The sequence below is a fragment of the Streptomyces sp. NPDC002671 genome (assembly GCF_053592475.1).
The window spans coordinates 47,824-60,839 of sequence record NZ_JBSFVU010000034.1 but is presented as its reverse complement, the minus strand read 5'-3'; the positions used below and the strand labels follow the sequence as shown (position 1 = coordinate 60,839).

Below are 13,016 nucleotides of genomic sequence, written 5' to 3'. Positions count from 1 at the left end.
TGCGCGGGTGAGGGAGCTGCGCGGGTGAGGGAGCTGCGCGGGTCACCCCTTCAAGTACGCCAGCACCGCCAGCACCCGTCTGTTCGCCTCCGGTGACTGTTCTATCTCCAGCTTGGCGAAGATCGACGCGATGTGTTTTGCCACCGCGCTCTCGCTGATGTGCAGGGTCTGGGCGATGGACGTGTTGGAGTGGCCCTCGGCCATGAGGCGGAGGACGTCGTGTTCGCGGGGGGGGGGGGGAGGGAGTCGGTGCGGCCCCGTTTCCCGCTGCGGGTCAGGAGCTTGGCGATGACCTGGGGGTCCATCACCGTGCCGCCGGCGGCGACCGTGCGCAGGGCGTCGAGGAACTGGGCGGTGTGGGTGACGCGGTCCTTGAGGAGGTAGCCGACGGCGCCCTCTCCGGAGGCGAGGAGTTCGTGGGCGTAGAGCTGGTCGACGTACTGGGAGAGGATCAGGACCGGCAGCCCCGGGCGGGCCCGGCGGGCCTCCAGCGCTGCCTTGAGGCCCTCGTCCGTGTGGGTCGGCGGCAGGCGGATGTCGATCACCGCCACGTCGAGGGCGGTCTCGGCGAGGGCCCGTACCAGCGCGGGGCCGTTGTCGACCGACGCCACGACCTCGCAGCCGTGCTCGCGCAGGGTGCGGGTCAGTCCGTCGCGGAGGAGGAAGAGGTCTTCGGCGAGGAGGACGCGCACGGGATCTCCAGGGCAGCGGTGGTCGGGCCGCCCGGCGGGCTGTGCAGGGCGAGTGTGCCGTCGAACGTATCCAACCGGCGCCGCAGGCCCAGCAGTCCGGTCCCGCCCGACGGGTCCGCGCCGCCCCGGCCGTCGTCCGTGACGGTGATGCGCAGACGGGTTCCGTCGTGCGCCAGGGTGATGTCCACCCTCGTCGCCTCCGCGTGCTTGGCCGCGTTGGCGAGGAGTTCGGACACCGCGAAGTAGGCCGCCGATTCGACGGGGGCGGGGAGGCGGGCCGGGGGGAGGTCCACGGTCACCTCCGTGTCCAGGTGGCTGTCCAGGACCAGTGAGCGGATCGCGTCGGCCAGGCCCCGGTCCGCCAGGACCGGCGGGTGGATGCCGTGGACCAGGTCGCGCAGGTCCTGGAGGGCGCCTGCGGAGGCCGCGCGGACGTCGAGGAGCAGGCTGCGGGCCGTCCCCTGGTCACCGCTGTCCAGCAGCCGCGTCGCCTCGTCCAGCGTGAGGCCCAGGGCGACGAGACGCGCCTGGGCGCCGTCGTGCAGGTCCCGTTCGATGCGCGTCAGTTCCGCCGCGTGCACGTCCAGGGCGGCGGCCCGGGTGTCGGTCAGGCGGGCCACGCGCCGGGTCAGTTCGGTCTCCCGGCCGACGGACAGCAGGCGCCGGGTGAGGCGGGCGTGCAGGGACAGTGCGGGGGCCGCCAGGCGCAGGCCCGCCGCGATGAAGCCCAGCCCCAGCAGCAGCGCGGCCAGCATCGTGGTCGTCGAGGTCACCGGTATGAACGCGTACCAGTTGCCGTCGTTCAACAGCCGCCAGAGGAACGGCTGGACGAGCGTGCCGTTCACGCCGTACTCCACCAGAGCCAGCGGAACGGCCGTCAGCGGCGCGCCCGTCCATGGCTCCAGCCAGGCCCAGCGCAGGTCGTACCAGAAGCCCCTGTCGCCGAGGAGGGCGAGGGTGGTGCGGGGCGCCGAGGTGCCGTGGGGGAGGGGGACGGGCGGGCTGAGCGGGTGGCCTGTCCAGTGGGCCGTCCGTGTCCGGTACCAGTCACTGACGCGCCGTTGCAGTGCGGCGGCCGGAGGCAGCAGGACGAAGCCGAGTCCGACCGGGAGCAGGAGCAGGGCGCCGGTCACGGCGAGCGCGGCGGCGGTCACCGCGAACGCGCCCAGCCCGACCAGCTGACACCGGCCGAGCGCGAGCCACTTGTCTCGCTGCAAGAGCCAGAAGCGATCGAACACCCTCACCCGCACGCCCCCGTCCCGCACGCCCCCGTCCCGCACGTCCCCACCCCGAACTCCAGGCCCTGAACTCCAGGCCCTGAACTCCCCGCCCCGGACTTTACGTTCACCCCGCAGTCGCCGGGATCCTGACCCTCCGTCCGAGCCGCCCCCGCACCCACGGCACCGCCGCCACCGCGCAGGCCAGCCCGAACAGCACCATCGGCTGCGCCCGGCCCGTCTCCTCGTCCATGAACAGCAGCATCCCGAGGTTGACCAGCGCGTGGAAGCCGCCCGCCAGGAACAGGCGGGTACGGCCCGCCGTCTCCTCCAGGGCCAGGCCCAGGGCGACCGACATCGTCACCGTCGCCAGCAGGAAGCCCGCCGCGTACGCGGGAGACTGGGCCAGTGCCTGTACGTGCCACACGCCCCACACCGCTCCGACCGTCACCGACGTGGCGAGCGGGCCGAAGCGGGTGCGCAGCAGGGGCTGCAGGAAGCACCGCCAGCCGATCTCCTCACCGCACGCGCCGATGAACTGGGCCACGACGATGAGCAGGAACGGGTGGTGCAGGCTGAGCGGGTCGGTGGCGTGGGGCGCGCCGGTGAGCAGGGCGTACGGCAGCGCCGACAGCGCGGTGATCAGGAACGGGGTGGCCAGCAGCGGCCAGGGGGTGCGCCCGCCCACCCCGCCCAGCAGTTCGCGCGTCCGCGACGGCCACAGCAGCGCTGCCAGGGCCACCCCCAGCGCCGGGCCGAACTGCGTGAGTTGGACGACCTCGGTCGGGATCCGGGTCGCCGGCTGCCCGGCCCCCAGCGCTCCGGCCGCCAGGAAGGCGACCGTCAAGTACACCGTCACCGGTGCTTTCAAGCTCTGCTTTCTTCTTCGCATGGCTTCGACGATCCCGGGCCGGGAGCGCGAGCGGACTGCACCTGCCTGCCGAACCGGGGTGTACCCAGGTCCACCCCTCGGGTGACCCCGCCGCGCGGCATCCCGGATCCGGCGGGCCCGCGCGTTTGGCTGATTACATGATCAGCAGACGAATCGCCCGCCGAGGCGCCGCAGCGCTGCTCGCCGCCGCCATCGCCCTCCCCACGGCGGGCATCGCCGCAGCCTCCCCCGCACCCCCGGCCCCCCGCACCGAACCCGAGCTGGTGCCCGGCGTCGCACCCGGCCCCGCGCAGCCCTGGCAGATCGACAGGCCCGACCAGGCGCTGCCGCCGAGGATGTACACGCCCAGCAAGCGGGAGAACGCCCGCGAGCCCAAGGCTGCGGCCCCGGGGACGTACGACCTCATCGAGTACGTGCCCATCGGCGACGCCGTCTCCAAGGTGACGTGCAGCAAGCAGGCCGGGCCCTACCAGCGGCAGGTGGAGCGCTGGCTGAAGCTGAAGGTGGACGGGAAGCAGTCCACGGCGGACTGCAAGGCCATCCGCGCCTTCCAGCTCAAGCACAAGATCAAGCCCGCGATCGGCTTCTCCGGACCGGTCACCTGGGCGACGATGATGCTGATCTCGGCGAAGAAGAACCCCAACGCGGCCAAGAAGTGCCCCGTCCGCACGTACAAGGTGGCCTGCGTCGATCTGGACCGGCAGCTCACCTGGGTGCAGAAGGGCTCCAAGGTGGTGTTCGGGCCGGTGCCGATGCGCAGCGGACGCAAGGGGTACGCCACCCGCAAGGGCTGGCACACCGTCTACTGGCGGCACAAGAACCACGTGTCGACCCTGTACTACCAGCCCATGCCCTACGCCCAGTTCTTCGACGGCGGCCAGGCCTTCCACGCCGTCTACGGCAGCATCTACACCACCGTCGGCTCCATGGGCTGCGTCAACCTGAAACTCGCCGACGCGCGCAAGCTGTGGGACGTACTGAAGAAGGGCGACCACGTCTACGTGTGGGGCCGGCGGCCGGGCAGCTGAGGCAGGGCCTAGGCCCTGTCGTCGAATTCCCGCCTGCCCCGCGACGCCCGGCACGCCCGCTCGCCGCGTTGCCGAAGCGCCCACGTGACTCCGCCACGCGGACGCTCCGGCGCCTTGCGATCGCACGCGCCAAACGCCGCGGGGCCCGCCCTTCGGGCGGACGACGGGAATTCGACGACAGGGCCTAGGACACCGCACCTGGGGCCCGCGAGGCCCTCTGAGAGACTGGGGGCGCGATGAGTGAGACTGCAACTGTGCCGACCGCCACCCTGCGCGCCCGCGCCGAGATCGATCTGGGCGCCCTGCGCGCCAATGTGCGAGCCCTGCGTGCCCGTACGCCGGGCGCCGCTCTGATGGCCGTCGTCAAGTCCGACGCGTACGGCCACGGGGCGGTGCCGTGCGCCCGCGCGGCCCTGGAGGCGGGGGCGACCTGGCTCGGCACGGCCACGCCCGAGGAGGCGCTCGCGCTGCGCGCGGCAGGTCTGGACACGCGCGTCCTGTGCTGGCTGTGGGTGCCGGGCGGGCCCTGGCGGGAGGCCGTCGAGGCGGACATCGACGTCTCGCTCAGCGGTATGTGGGCGCTGCGGGAGGTCATGGAGGCCGCCCGGCAGGCGGGCCGGCCCGCGCGTGTGCAGCTCAAGGCCGACACCGGGCTCGGGCGCAACGGCTGCCAGCCCGGCGAGGACTGGGCCGAGCTGGTCCGTGAGGCGCTGCGCGCCGAGGCCGAGGGGCTGGTCCGGATCACCGGGCTGTGGTCCCACTTCGCCTGCGCCGACGAACCCGGGCACCCCTCCATCGACGCCCAGCTCGACCGCTTCCGGGAGATGGTGGCCTACGCCGAGGGGCAGGGCGTACGGCCAGAGGTGCGGCACATCGCCAACTCGCCGGCCACGCTCACCCTCCCCGGGGCCCGCTTCGACCTCGTCCGCACCGGCATCGCCGTGTACGGCATCTCGCCCAGCCCGGAGCTCGGCACCCCGGCGGACTTCGGACTGCGCCCGGTGATGACGCTCAGAGCCTCGCTGGCCCTGGTCAAGCAGGTCCCGGGCGGGCACGGCATCAGCTACGGCCACCACTACGTCACCCCCGGCGAGACCACCCTCGGCCTCGTGCCCGTCGGCTACGCGGACGGCATTCCCCGGCACGCCTCCGGCACCGGGCCGGTGCTGGTCGACGGCAAGTGGCGGACCGTCGCCGGGCGGGTCGCGATGGACCAGTTCGTGGTGGACCTGGGCGGCGACCGGCCCGAGGTGGGCAGCGAGGTGATCCTGTTCGGGCCCGGCGACAAGGGCGAGCCCACCGCCGAGGACTGGGCGCAGGCCTGCGGCACGATCGCCTACGAAATCGTCACGCGCATCGGAACGCGCGTTCCCCGCGTCTACGTGAACGGGGAAGAACTCGGGTAAGCCCGGTCGCGAGCCGTACGGGTACGACGGCTCTGGAGCCGGACTCAGGCGGCACCTGGTTCAGTCGTGCGGTGCTTCGGCCGGTCGGCGAACTGCGGTGCGGCGAATTCGGTGACTTCGGTGACGGTGAAGAGGAGCGGTACGTGAGCGAGAGCAGCACGGAGGCGGTGGCGGACGTCGCCTCGGCGGCCGTCGCCTCCGCCGCCCAGGCGGCCGGGGGCTGGCGCAGGGCGACCGGCGTGGCCGGTGCCGCGATAGGCGTCCTCGCTGCGGGCGCCGCCGCCGGTGTCGCCATCGAGCGGATGACGGTCGGGCGCGGCATGCGCCGCAAGGCCCGGCTGGCGCTGGACTCCGCGGGGCCGTACGGCACCCTGCGCGGCACCCCGGGCAAGGCGTCCGCCGACGACGGCACCGAGCTGTACTACGAGGTCGACGACGTCGAACCCGACCCGCCCGGCCCGAACGTCTCGCCGCGCCGCCGCCGGCTCTTCGGGCGCAAGGCGCCCGCCCCGGTCACCGTCGTCTTCTGCCACGGCTACTGCCTCAACCAGGACTCCTGGCACTTCCAGCGCGCGGCGCTGCGCGGGGTCGTCCGCGCCGTGCACTGGGACCAGCGCAGCCACGGCCGCTCCGGGCGTGGCGTGGCCCAGAGCCAGGACGGCGTGCCCCTCACCATCGACCAGCTCGGCCGCGACCTGAAGGCCGTCCTCGACGCGGCCGTGCCGGACGGGCCGATCGTGCTCGTCGGGCACTCCATGGGCGGGATGACCATGATGGCGCTCGCCGCCCAGTTCCCCGAGCTGATCCGGGACCGGGTCGTGGCCACCGCCTTCGTCGGTACCTCCTCCGGGCGGCTCGCCGAGGTCGACTTCGGGCTGCCCGTGGCCGGCGTCAACGCGGTGCGCCGGATCCTGCCGGGAGTGCTGAAGGCGCTCGGGCAGCAGGCGGAGCTGGTGGAGAAGGGGCGCCGGGCCACCGCCGATCTGTTCGCCGGGATCATCAAGCGGTACTCGTTCGCGGGCCGGGACGTCGACCCCGCGGTCGCGCGGTTCGCGGAACGGATGATCGAGGCCACGCCGATCGACGTGGTCGCCGAGTTCTACCCGGCCTTCACCGAGCACGACAAGGCCGAGGCCCTCGCCTGCTTCAGGGACGTCCCGGTGCTCGTCCTCGCCGGGGTGCGGGACCTGGTCACGCCCAGCGAGCACAGCGAGGCCATCGCCGACCTGCTGCCGGACGCCGAACTCGTGCTCGTGCCGGACGCCGGACACCTGGTGATGCTGGAGCACCCGGAAGTGGTCACCGACCGCCTCGCCGATCTGCTCACCCGCGCGGGTGCCGTGCCCGCAGGAGCTACCGTTATTGGCTATGGAACATCCGGCAGCACCAGCAGCCCCGCACCGCCCCGCTGACACCCTGCTGACGATCACCTCGCCCGAGCAGATGCGGGAGCTGGGCCGCAGCCTGGCCAAGCTGCTGCGCGCGGGCGACCTGGTGATGCTCAGCGGGGAACTCGGCGCGGGCAAGACGACGCTGACCCGCGGGCTCGGCGAGGGTCTCGGGGTGCGCGGTGCGGTCACCTCGCCGACCTTCGTGATCGCCCGTGTGCACCCCTCCCTCGGCGACGGCCCGCCGCTCGTCCACGTGGACGCCTACCGGCTCGGCGGCGGCCTGGACGAGATGGAGGACCTGGACCTCGACGTCTCGCTGCCCGAATCGGTGATCGTCGTGGAGTGGGGCGAGGGCAAGGTCGAGGAGCTGACCGAGGACCGCCTCCAGGTCGTCATCCACCGCGCCGTCGGCGACACCGTTGACGAAGTACGGCACGTCACGCTGACCGGGCTGGGCGAGCGCTGGGCCGAGGCCGGCCTGGAGACGCTGGACGCCTGAAGCCCGAGGGGCTTTCCGACAAGCCGTCGGCAAGATATTGCGCGGTGCCTCCCGGGCGTGGTCACATGGAACCCAGCCCGTGGTTAGGCGTGCCTAACTGCGACCGCCCCCACCTCAGGAGGCGTCCATGACCGCTCCTCGACCCACGGCTCAGGTCCGGCCGCCCGTGCTCACCGGGGTGTCCATGCGCGACCTGCTCGCGTCGTGCGCGGCAGCGGACGCGGTGTCCAGACCCCCGCGCGAGCCCGATCCGGAGACGCCCCGGAAGCCGGTCCGGGGGAACCGCGCAGCCGCCTAACGGATCACGACCACCCGGACGCCGATCGTCGCGAACTTCCACATCGCGTCCCCGTCGGCCCGGTTCTCCCGGATGCCGCCCGTCTTCACACTCGTGTCCGGCACCAGCCCGGAGTCCTCGCTCATGGCCGCGCTGAAGCCGATCACCACGCCGTCCACGCTGGTGAAGCGCACCACGTGCTCGATGGGGATGCCGTCGGTCCCGGTGACCGCGTTCGAGCGGGAGGTGACCCCGTAGACGCCGGGGACCGGGTCGACGCTGCCGGGCTTCACCCGGAACGTGCGCTGGAGGTCGTTCTTCTCGCCGACGAGCCAGACCCGGTCGTCGTCCACCGAGTACACGACCCGCTCACCCGTTCCGGAATCGCTCGGCAGAGCGGTCGGGTTCCGGCCGTCGCGGGGCGCCTTGGAGACCGCCGGCGAGGGGGACGCGCCCGCCGTGGGCCCGCTGCTCAGGTTCGCCGGCACGGTCGCTTGCGCCTGGTAGGCCAGGAAGCCGACGGCTGCGACGGCCGCCGCGGTCAGGCCGGCCACGATCCCCGAGCTGGTCCCTGCCACGTGCGTTCACCCCTGCCTCATGTACCTCATGCGATATGTCGTACTTCGCACAGACCGTAGCAGTGAGTCATCGTCTGCCCCGGACGGCCATGCGGTGGGCGCGGGCGCCGTAGGCTGTTCGCGTGCTCTTGCTCGCTCTGGATACCGCCACACCCGCCGTCACCGTCGCGCTGCACGACGGCACGGACGTCATCGCCTCGTCGAGCCAGGTGGACGCGCGCCGGCACGGAGAGCTGCTGCTGCCGGCCGTCGACCGCATCCTCGCCGAGGCCGGGCTCAAGCTGGACGCCGTCACCGGCATCGTCGTCGGCATCGGGCCCGGCCCCTACACCGGCCTGCGCGTCGGCCTGATGACGGCCGACACCTTCGGCCTCGCGCTCGGCGTCCCCGTCCACGGCGTCTGCACGCTGGACGGTCTCGCCTACGCCGCCGACATCGAGAAGGGCCCCTTCGTCGTGGCGACCGACGCCCGGCGCAAGGAGGTCTACTGGGCGACGTACGCCGACTCGCGCACCCGGCTGACCGGCCCGGCCGTCGACCGCCCGGCGGACATCGCCGAGCGCGTCGCCGGGCTCCCCGCGGTCGGCGCGGGCGCGCTGCTCTACCCGGACACGTTCCCGCGCGTCCACGAGCCCGAGCACGTGTCCGCCGCGGCGCTCGCCTCGCTGGCCGCCGAGAAGCTGGCCGCGGGCGAGGAACTGCCGGAGCCGCGCCCGCTGTACCTGCGCCGCCCGGACGCCCAGGTCCCCAAGAACTACAAGGTGGTCACCCCGAAGTGACGCAGCCGGAAACCCCGCGACTGCGCGAGATGCGCTGGTGGGACATCGACCCGGTCCTGGAACTGGAGAAGGACCTCTTCCCCGAGGACGCCTGGTCCCGGGGCATGTTCTGGTCCGAGCTGGCCCATGCCCGGGGCCCCGAGGCGACCCGGCGCTACCTGGTGGCCGAGGACGAGGGCCGCGTCGTCGGCTACGCCGGCCTCGCCGCCTCCGGCGACCTGGGCGACGTCCAGACGATCGCCGTCGCCCGCAACCTCCAGGGCAGCGGGCTCGGCGCGCGCCTGCTCACCGAGCTGCTTCGGGCGGCGACCGCGTTCGAGTGCGTCGAGGTGATGCTCGAATGCCGGGTGGACAACGTCCGCGCCCAGAAGCTGTACGAGCGCTTCGGCTTCGAGCCCATCGGGTTCCGGCGCGGCTACTACCAGCCGGGCAACGTGGACGCCCTGGTGATGCGACGCATGACCGACCCTTCGACCTCCGTACAAGGAACCGAGAGCAATGGCTGACTCACGCGACGAGCCTCTGGTACTCGGCATCGAGACCTCCTGCGACGAGACCGGCGTCGGCATCGTCCGCGGCAACACCCTGCTGGCGGACGCCGTCGCCTCCAGCGTCGACCAGCACGCCCGCTTCGGCGGCGTCGTACCAGAGGTGGCGTCCCGGGCGCACCTGGAGGCGATGGTCCCGACCATCGACCGCGCGCTGAAGGAGGCGGGCGTCTCCGCGAAGGACCTGGACGGCATCGCGGTCACCGCCGGCCCCGGTCTCGCGGGTGCCCTGCTGGTCGGCGTCTCGGCGGCGAAGGCGTACGCCTACGCGCTCGGCAAGCCCCTGTACGGCGTCAACCACCTCGCCTCGCACATCTGCGTCGACCAGCTGGAGCACGGCCCGCTGCCCGAGCCGACGATGGCCCTGCTGGTCTCCGGCGGCCACTCCTCGCTGCTGCTGTCCGAGGACATCACCTCCGACGTGCGCCCGATGGGCTCGACCATCGACGACGCGGCCGGCGAGGCCTTCGACAAGATCGCCCGCGTGCTGAACCTGGGCTTCCCGGGCGGCCCGGTCATCGACCGGTACGCCCGTGAGGGCAACCCGGAGGCCATCGCCTTCCCGCGCGGCCTGACCGGCCCGCGCGATCCGGCGTACGACTTCTCCTTCTCCGGCCTGAAGACGGCCGTGGCCCGCTGGATCGAGGCCAAGCGGGCGGCGGGCGAGGAGGTCCCGGTGCGGGACGTGTCCGCGTCCTTCCAGGAGGCCGTGGTCGACGTGCTGACCCGCAAGGCCGTGCGCGCCTGCAAGGACGAGGGCGTCGATCACCTGATGATCGGCGGCGGCGTCGCCGCGAACTCGCGCCTGCGCGCCCTCGCCCGGGAGCGCTGCGAGGCGGCCGGCATCCGGCTGCGCGTGCCGCGCCCCAAGCTGTGCACGGACAACGGCGCCATGGTGGCAGCGCTCGGCGCCGAGATGGTCGCCCGGAACCGGGCCGCCTCCAGCTGGGACCTGTCCGCCGACTCCTCCCTGCCGGTGACCGACCCGCACGTGCCGGCGCACGATCATGTGCACGAGGTCAGCAAGGAGAACCTCTACTCATGACCGTCGCCCTGATGTGGGAGGCGCGGGCGGCCGACGGGCGGGGAGCGGAACTCCTCGCCTGGGTACGCGAACAGCGCCTGACGGAAGAGCCGTTGCGGCGGGAGGCCTTCCGCGCGCCGCAGGACCGGGTGCTGGTCATCACCTGGTGGGACGCGTCGTACGACGCGGAGCTGCCCGAACTGCCCGAGCCGGCCGCCGAGTTGGTGACGCGGGCCGTGCACCGGTGGCGGTTCGAGTCGGTGGCCGACGGCTGAGGTTGAGGAGTCCGGCCGGACTGGGCTATGATCATCACACAGCGAACGGCCGGAACACCGGTACGGACGCAGTGCGTTGGTGGTCCAAGGAAAGACGCCCCGCTTCCTGCGGGGAAATGCAGGTGCAAGGCCTGCCCGGCGCTCCAGACGAACCCCGCCCCGGGACTTCCCGGGGCGGGGTTTCGCGTTACCGGCGCCCGGACTCCTGCGGCTGGACCGCCTCCGCCTCGGGGCCCTGGTGCTCCAGGCCCGGCGCCGCCGCCTTCCGGCGCTCCTGCACCTGCGCGTACGCCATCAGGCCGAACAGCACCGCGAGCAGCACCGCCGAGGAACCGGCCGTACCCAGGTCCAGGCCGCCCTTGGCGGTCGGCTTGGTCAGGAAGTCACCGGCCGTCGCGCCCAGCGGGCGGGTCAGCACGAACGCGATCCAGAACAGCAGCACGTTCGGCACGGCCGGGACCTTCATCAGCGCGACCAGCACGAGCAGGATGCCGGTGACCAGGGCCGCGCCGCCCAGGTAGCCGAGGCCCGAGCTGTCGGACAGGAAGTCGCCCATGGAGGTGCCGAGGGTGTTGGAGACCAGGATCGCGCCCCAGAACAGGGCCTCGCCCTTGAAGGTGACGATCTCGGTGATCTCGAACGTCATCCCGCTCAGCTTCCAGGCGAGGAAGATCAGCAGCAGGATCGAGATGAGGATCGCGGCGCCTTCCGGGTAGCCGAGGCCGAGGCCCTGCGGGCCCCAGCCCAGCTTCGTCGCGCCGTTCGAGAGGTACTTGGCGCTGGCGTCGCGGTTCATGAAGTCGGACATCGTGGTGCCGGCCATGCTGGTCGACAGGATGACCGTCCAGTAGAAGAACGGGTTGTACCGGGACGAGCACAGCTGGATCACCAGCGTGACCACGAAGACCAGGAACAGGGCGATGGTGGTGAGGAAGTAGCCGAGCTTCAGCGTCTGCGCGAACAGGTCGCCCGCCGTCTCTCCCAGGGTCGTCGCCGCGATCTTCATGATCCAGAACGCGAGGGTGACCTCGGGCAGCTTCTTCATCACGGACTGAGTCGTCGTCAAGGTTGCTCCTGCAGGCGGGGGGTGGGACAAAATCGACACTGACCCTCTCAGCGGCAACCTGAACGCATCCTGAACACGCGTGTCCTGGGTCTTGCGCAAGCGTTTTCTCTGTGCCATAACCACCTCGCACACCAGCCTCCGCCCGGCCCCCACCACCGGGATGAGAATTTCCCAAGAAACCCGGCTCTCACCGCCTGCACTAACAGTCCCCTAATAATTCGGACTTACGTTCCTGCCCGTGACGCGACACGAGGAGCAAGGCGACGCGGGCGGGCGGGCGTACAGCGCGCTGGGACAGGCGGGACAGCGGGCGGGCCGGCGGTCGAGAGTGCTGAAGGCCGCCGGTCTCGCCCTGGCCGGTGCCCTGGTGCTGGGTGTGGCCACCGCGGGCTGGGCGTACTGGCATCTCAACCACAACATCCGAAGCGTCGACATCGACAGCGCGCTCGGCGACGACCGCCCCGCGAAGGTGCCGGCCACCCCGTCGCCGGGTGCCCCGGCCACCCCCGCCGCCGTGCTGCCGGCCGGCTCGCTGAACATCCTGGTCCTCGGCTCGGACTCACGCAGCGGCAAGGCCAACAAGGCGCTCGGCGGCGGCGACAGCTCCGGCGCCCGCTCCGACACGGCGATGGTGGTGCACATCGACGCGGGCCGCCGGAAGGCCACCGTCGTCAGCATCCCGCGCGACACGCTCGTCCCCCGCCCGTCCTGCCCGCTGCCCTCCGGGGGCTCGACGGCGCCGGCGTACTCGGCGATGTTCAACAGCGCTTATGAGGTGGGCGGTCCGGTGTGCGCGGTGAAGACCGCCGAGGCGGTCACCGGCATCCGCATGGACCACTACATCGAGATCGACTTCTCCGGCTTCGCGAGGCTGGTGGACGCGCTCGGCGGGGTCGACGTCACCACCGCCCAGGACATCGACGACGACAAGAGCCATCTGCACCTGCGGGCCGGGGCCCATCACCTCGACGGCACCCAGGCCCTCGCCCTCGCCCGCACCCGGCACGGCATAGGCGACGGCAGCGACCTCGGCCGCATAGGACTCCAGCAGAGGCTGGTGAAGGCCCTGCTGGAGCAGATCGCGGCCACCGACCTGCTCACCGACCCCGCCAAGTTGTACCGGGTCGCCGACGCGGTCACCGCGAGCCTCACCACCGACACCGGACTGGACTCCCTGGGCGAGCTGACGAAGCTGGGCCAGAGCCTGAAGCACCTGACGGCCGACGAGGTGACGACGGCGATGATGCCGGTCGTGACCGCGCCCTCCGACCCCAACCGCGTGGTGGCGCGGCAGCCCGCGGCGGACGACCTGTGGGCCTCGCTGCGCGGCTGACCGGCTGACCG

Annotated in this window: 14 protein-coding genes and 1 pseudogene; 10 read left to right on the top strand and 5 right to left on the bottom strand. The window is 72.2% G+C overall.

All coding sequences use genetic code 11. From position 1 onward, the window contains the following. Nucleotides 1-42: 42 nt before the first annotated feature. The 3 genes and pseudogenes from ACWD35_RS36490 to ACWD35_RS36480 form a co-directional block, all read right to left on the bottom strand. Nucleotides 43-692: pseudogene (locus tag ACWD35_RS36490) on the bottom strand (response regulator transcription factor). Continuing rightward, the gene (locus ACWD35_RS36485; protein ID WP_451355658.1) at nucleotides 644-1,909 is read right to left on the bottom strand and encodes a sensor domain-containing protein; all 1,266 of its coding nucleotides are present in this window, start codon (nucleotides 1,907-1,909) and stop codon (nucleotides 644-646) included. The pseudogene ACWD35_RS36490 and the gene ACWD35_RS36485 overlap by 49 nt, the downstream one beginning before the upstream one ends. 127 nt (nucleotides 1,910-2,036) lie before the next feature. Beyond that, on the bottom strand, nucleotides 2,037-2,768 hold the full coding sequence (locus ACWD35_RS36480) for a CPBP family intramembrane glutamic endopeptidase (protein ID WP_451355657.1): 732 nt from the start codon (nucleotides 2,766-2,768) through the stop codon (nucleotides 2,037-2,039). A 170-nt stretch (nucleotides 2,769-2,938) separates the two neighbouring features. Here ACWD35_RS36480 and ACWD35_RS36475 point away from each other — a divergent pair, with 170 nt between their 5' ends. The 5 genes from ACWD35_RS36475 to ACWD35_RS36455 all read left to right on the top strand — a co-directional run bounded on the left by ACWD35_RS36475 (nucleotide 2,939) and on the right by ACWD35_RS36455 (nucleotide 7,423). Further along, the gene (locus ACWD35_RS36475; RefSeq protein ID WP_451355656.1) at nucleotides 2,939-3,829 is read left to right on the top strand and encodes a L,D-transpeptidase; all 891 of its coding nucleotides are present in this window, start codon (nucleotides 2,939-2,941) and stop codon (nucleotides 3,827-3,829) included. Between the two features lie 236 nt (nucleotides 3,830-4,065). Continuing rightward, the gene (gene alr / locus ACWD35_RS36470; protein ID WP_451355655.1) at nucleotides 4,066-5,235 is read left to right on the top strand and encodes an alanine racemase; all 1,170 of its coding nucleotides are present in this window, start codon (nucleotides 4,066-4,068) and stop codon (nucleotides 5,233-5,235) included. Nucleotides 5,236-5,378: 143 nt separating this feature from the next. Then, nucleotides 5,379-6,647, top strand: coding sequence for an alpha/beta fold hydrolase (locus tag ACWD35_RS36465; RefSeq protein ID WP_451355654.1), 1,269 nt, complete (start codon nucleotides 5,379-5,381; stop codon nucleotides 6,645-6,647). Continuing rightward, complete coding sequence (tsaE, locus tag ACWD35_RS36460; protein ID WP_451355653.1) at nucleotides 6,604-7,125, top strand: tRNA (adenosine(37)-N6)-threonylcarbamoyltransferase complex ATPase subunit type 1 TsaE; 522 nt, start codon at nucleotides 6,604-6,606, stop codon at nucleotides 7,123-7,125. The genes ACWD35_RS36465 and tsaE overlap by 44 nt, the downstream gene beginning before the upstream one ends. A gap of 127 nt (nucleotides 7,126-7,252) precedes the next feature. Further along, nucleotides 7,253-7,423 (top strand): hypothetical protein, encoded by a 171-nt coding sequence (locus ACWD35_RS36455; RefSeq protein ID WP_451355652.1) that lies wholly within the window; start codon nucleotides 7,253-7,255, stop codon nucleotides 7,421-7,423. Here ACWD35_RS36455 and ACWD35_RS36450 read toward each other — a convergent pair. Next, nucleotides 7,420-7,980: a hypothetical protein gene (locus ACWD35_RS36450; protein ID WP_451355651.1), complete on the bottom strand. Its 561-nt coding sequence runs from the start codon at nucleotides 7,978-7,980 to the stop codon at nucleotides 7,420-7,422. The genes ACWD35_RS36455 and ACWD35_RS36450 overlap by 4 nt on opposite strands. Before the next feature lie 122 nt (nucleotides 7,981-8,102). Between ACWD35_RS36450 and tsaB the strand changes: the two genes are divergently transcribed. Genes tsaB through ACWD35_RS36430 form a run of 4 tightly spaced genes read left to right on the top strand, consistent with a single transcriptional unit; the run spans nucleotide 8,103 to nucleotide 10,606 of the window. Continuing rightward, nucleotides 8,103-8,759 (top strand): tRNA (adenosine(37)-N6)-threonylcarbamoyltransferase complex dimerization subunit type 1 TsaB, encoded by a 657-nt coding sequence (gene tsaB / locus ACWD35_RS36445; RefSeq protein WP_451355650.1) that lies wholly within the window; start codon nucleotides 8,103-8,105, stop codon nucleotides 8,757-8,759. Beyond that, complete coding sequence (gene rimI, locus ACWD35_RS36440) at nucleotides 8,756-9,265, top strand: ribosomal protein S18-alanine N-acetyltransferase (protein ID WP_451355649.1); 510 nt, start codon at nucleotides 8,756-8,758, stop codon at nucleotides 9,263-9,265. Before tsaB ends, rimI begins: the two co-directional genes overlap by 4 nt. Further along, entirely contained in the window at nucleotides 9,258-10,352 is a 1,095-nt protein-coding gene (tsaD, locus tag ACWD35_RS36435) for a tRNA (adenosine(37)-N6)-threonylcarbamoyltransferase complex transferase subunit TsaD (RefSeq protein WP_451355648.1), read from the top strand. Before rimI ends, tsaD begins: the two co-directional genes overlap by 8 nt. After that, on the top strand, nucleotides 10,349-10,606 hold the full coding sequence (locus ACWD35_RS36430) for a hypothetical protein (RefSeq protein ID WP_451355647.1): 258 nt from the start codon (nucleotides 10,349-10,351) through the stop codon (nucleotides 10,604-10,606). Before tsaD ends, ACWD35_RS36430 begins: the two co-directional genes overlap by 4 nt. Nucleotides 10,607-10,793: 187 nt before the next feature. On the opposite strand, the gene ACWD35_RS36425 is transcribed toward ACWD35_RS36430, so the two are convergent. Next, entirely contained in the window at nucleotides 10,794-11,672 is an 879-nt protein-coding gene (locus ACWD35_RS36425) for a COG4705 family protein (protein WP_451355646.1), read from the bottom strand. Nucleotides 11,673-11,961: 289 nt separating this feature from the next. On the opposite strand from ACWD35_RS36425, the gene ACWD35_RS36420 reads away from it, so the two are divergent. Beyond that, entirely contained in the window at nucleotides 11,962-13,005 is a 1,044-nt protein-coding gene (locus ACWD35_RS36420) for an LCP family protein (protein WP_451355675.1), read from the top strand. Nucleotides 13,006-13,016: the final 11 nt, after the last annotated feature.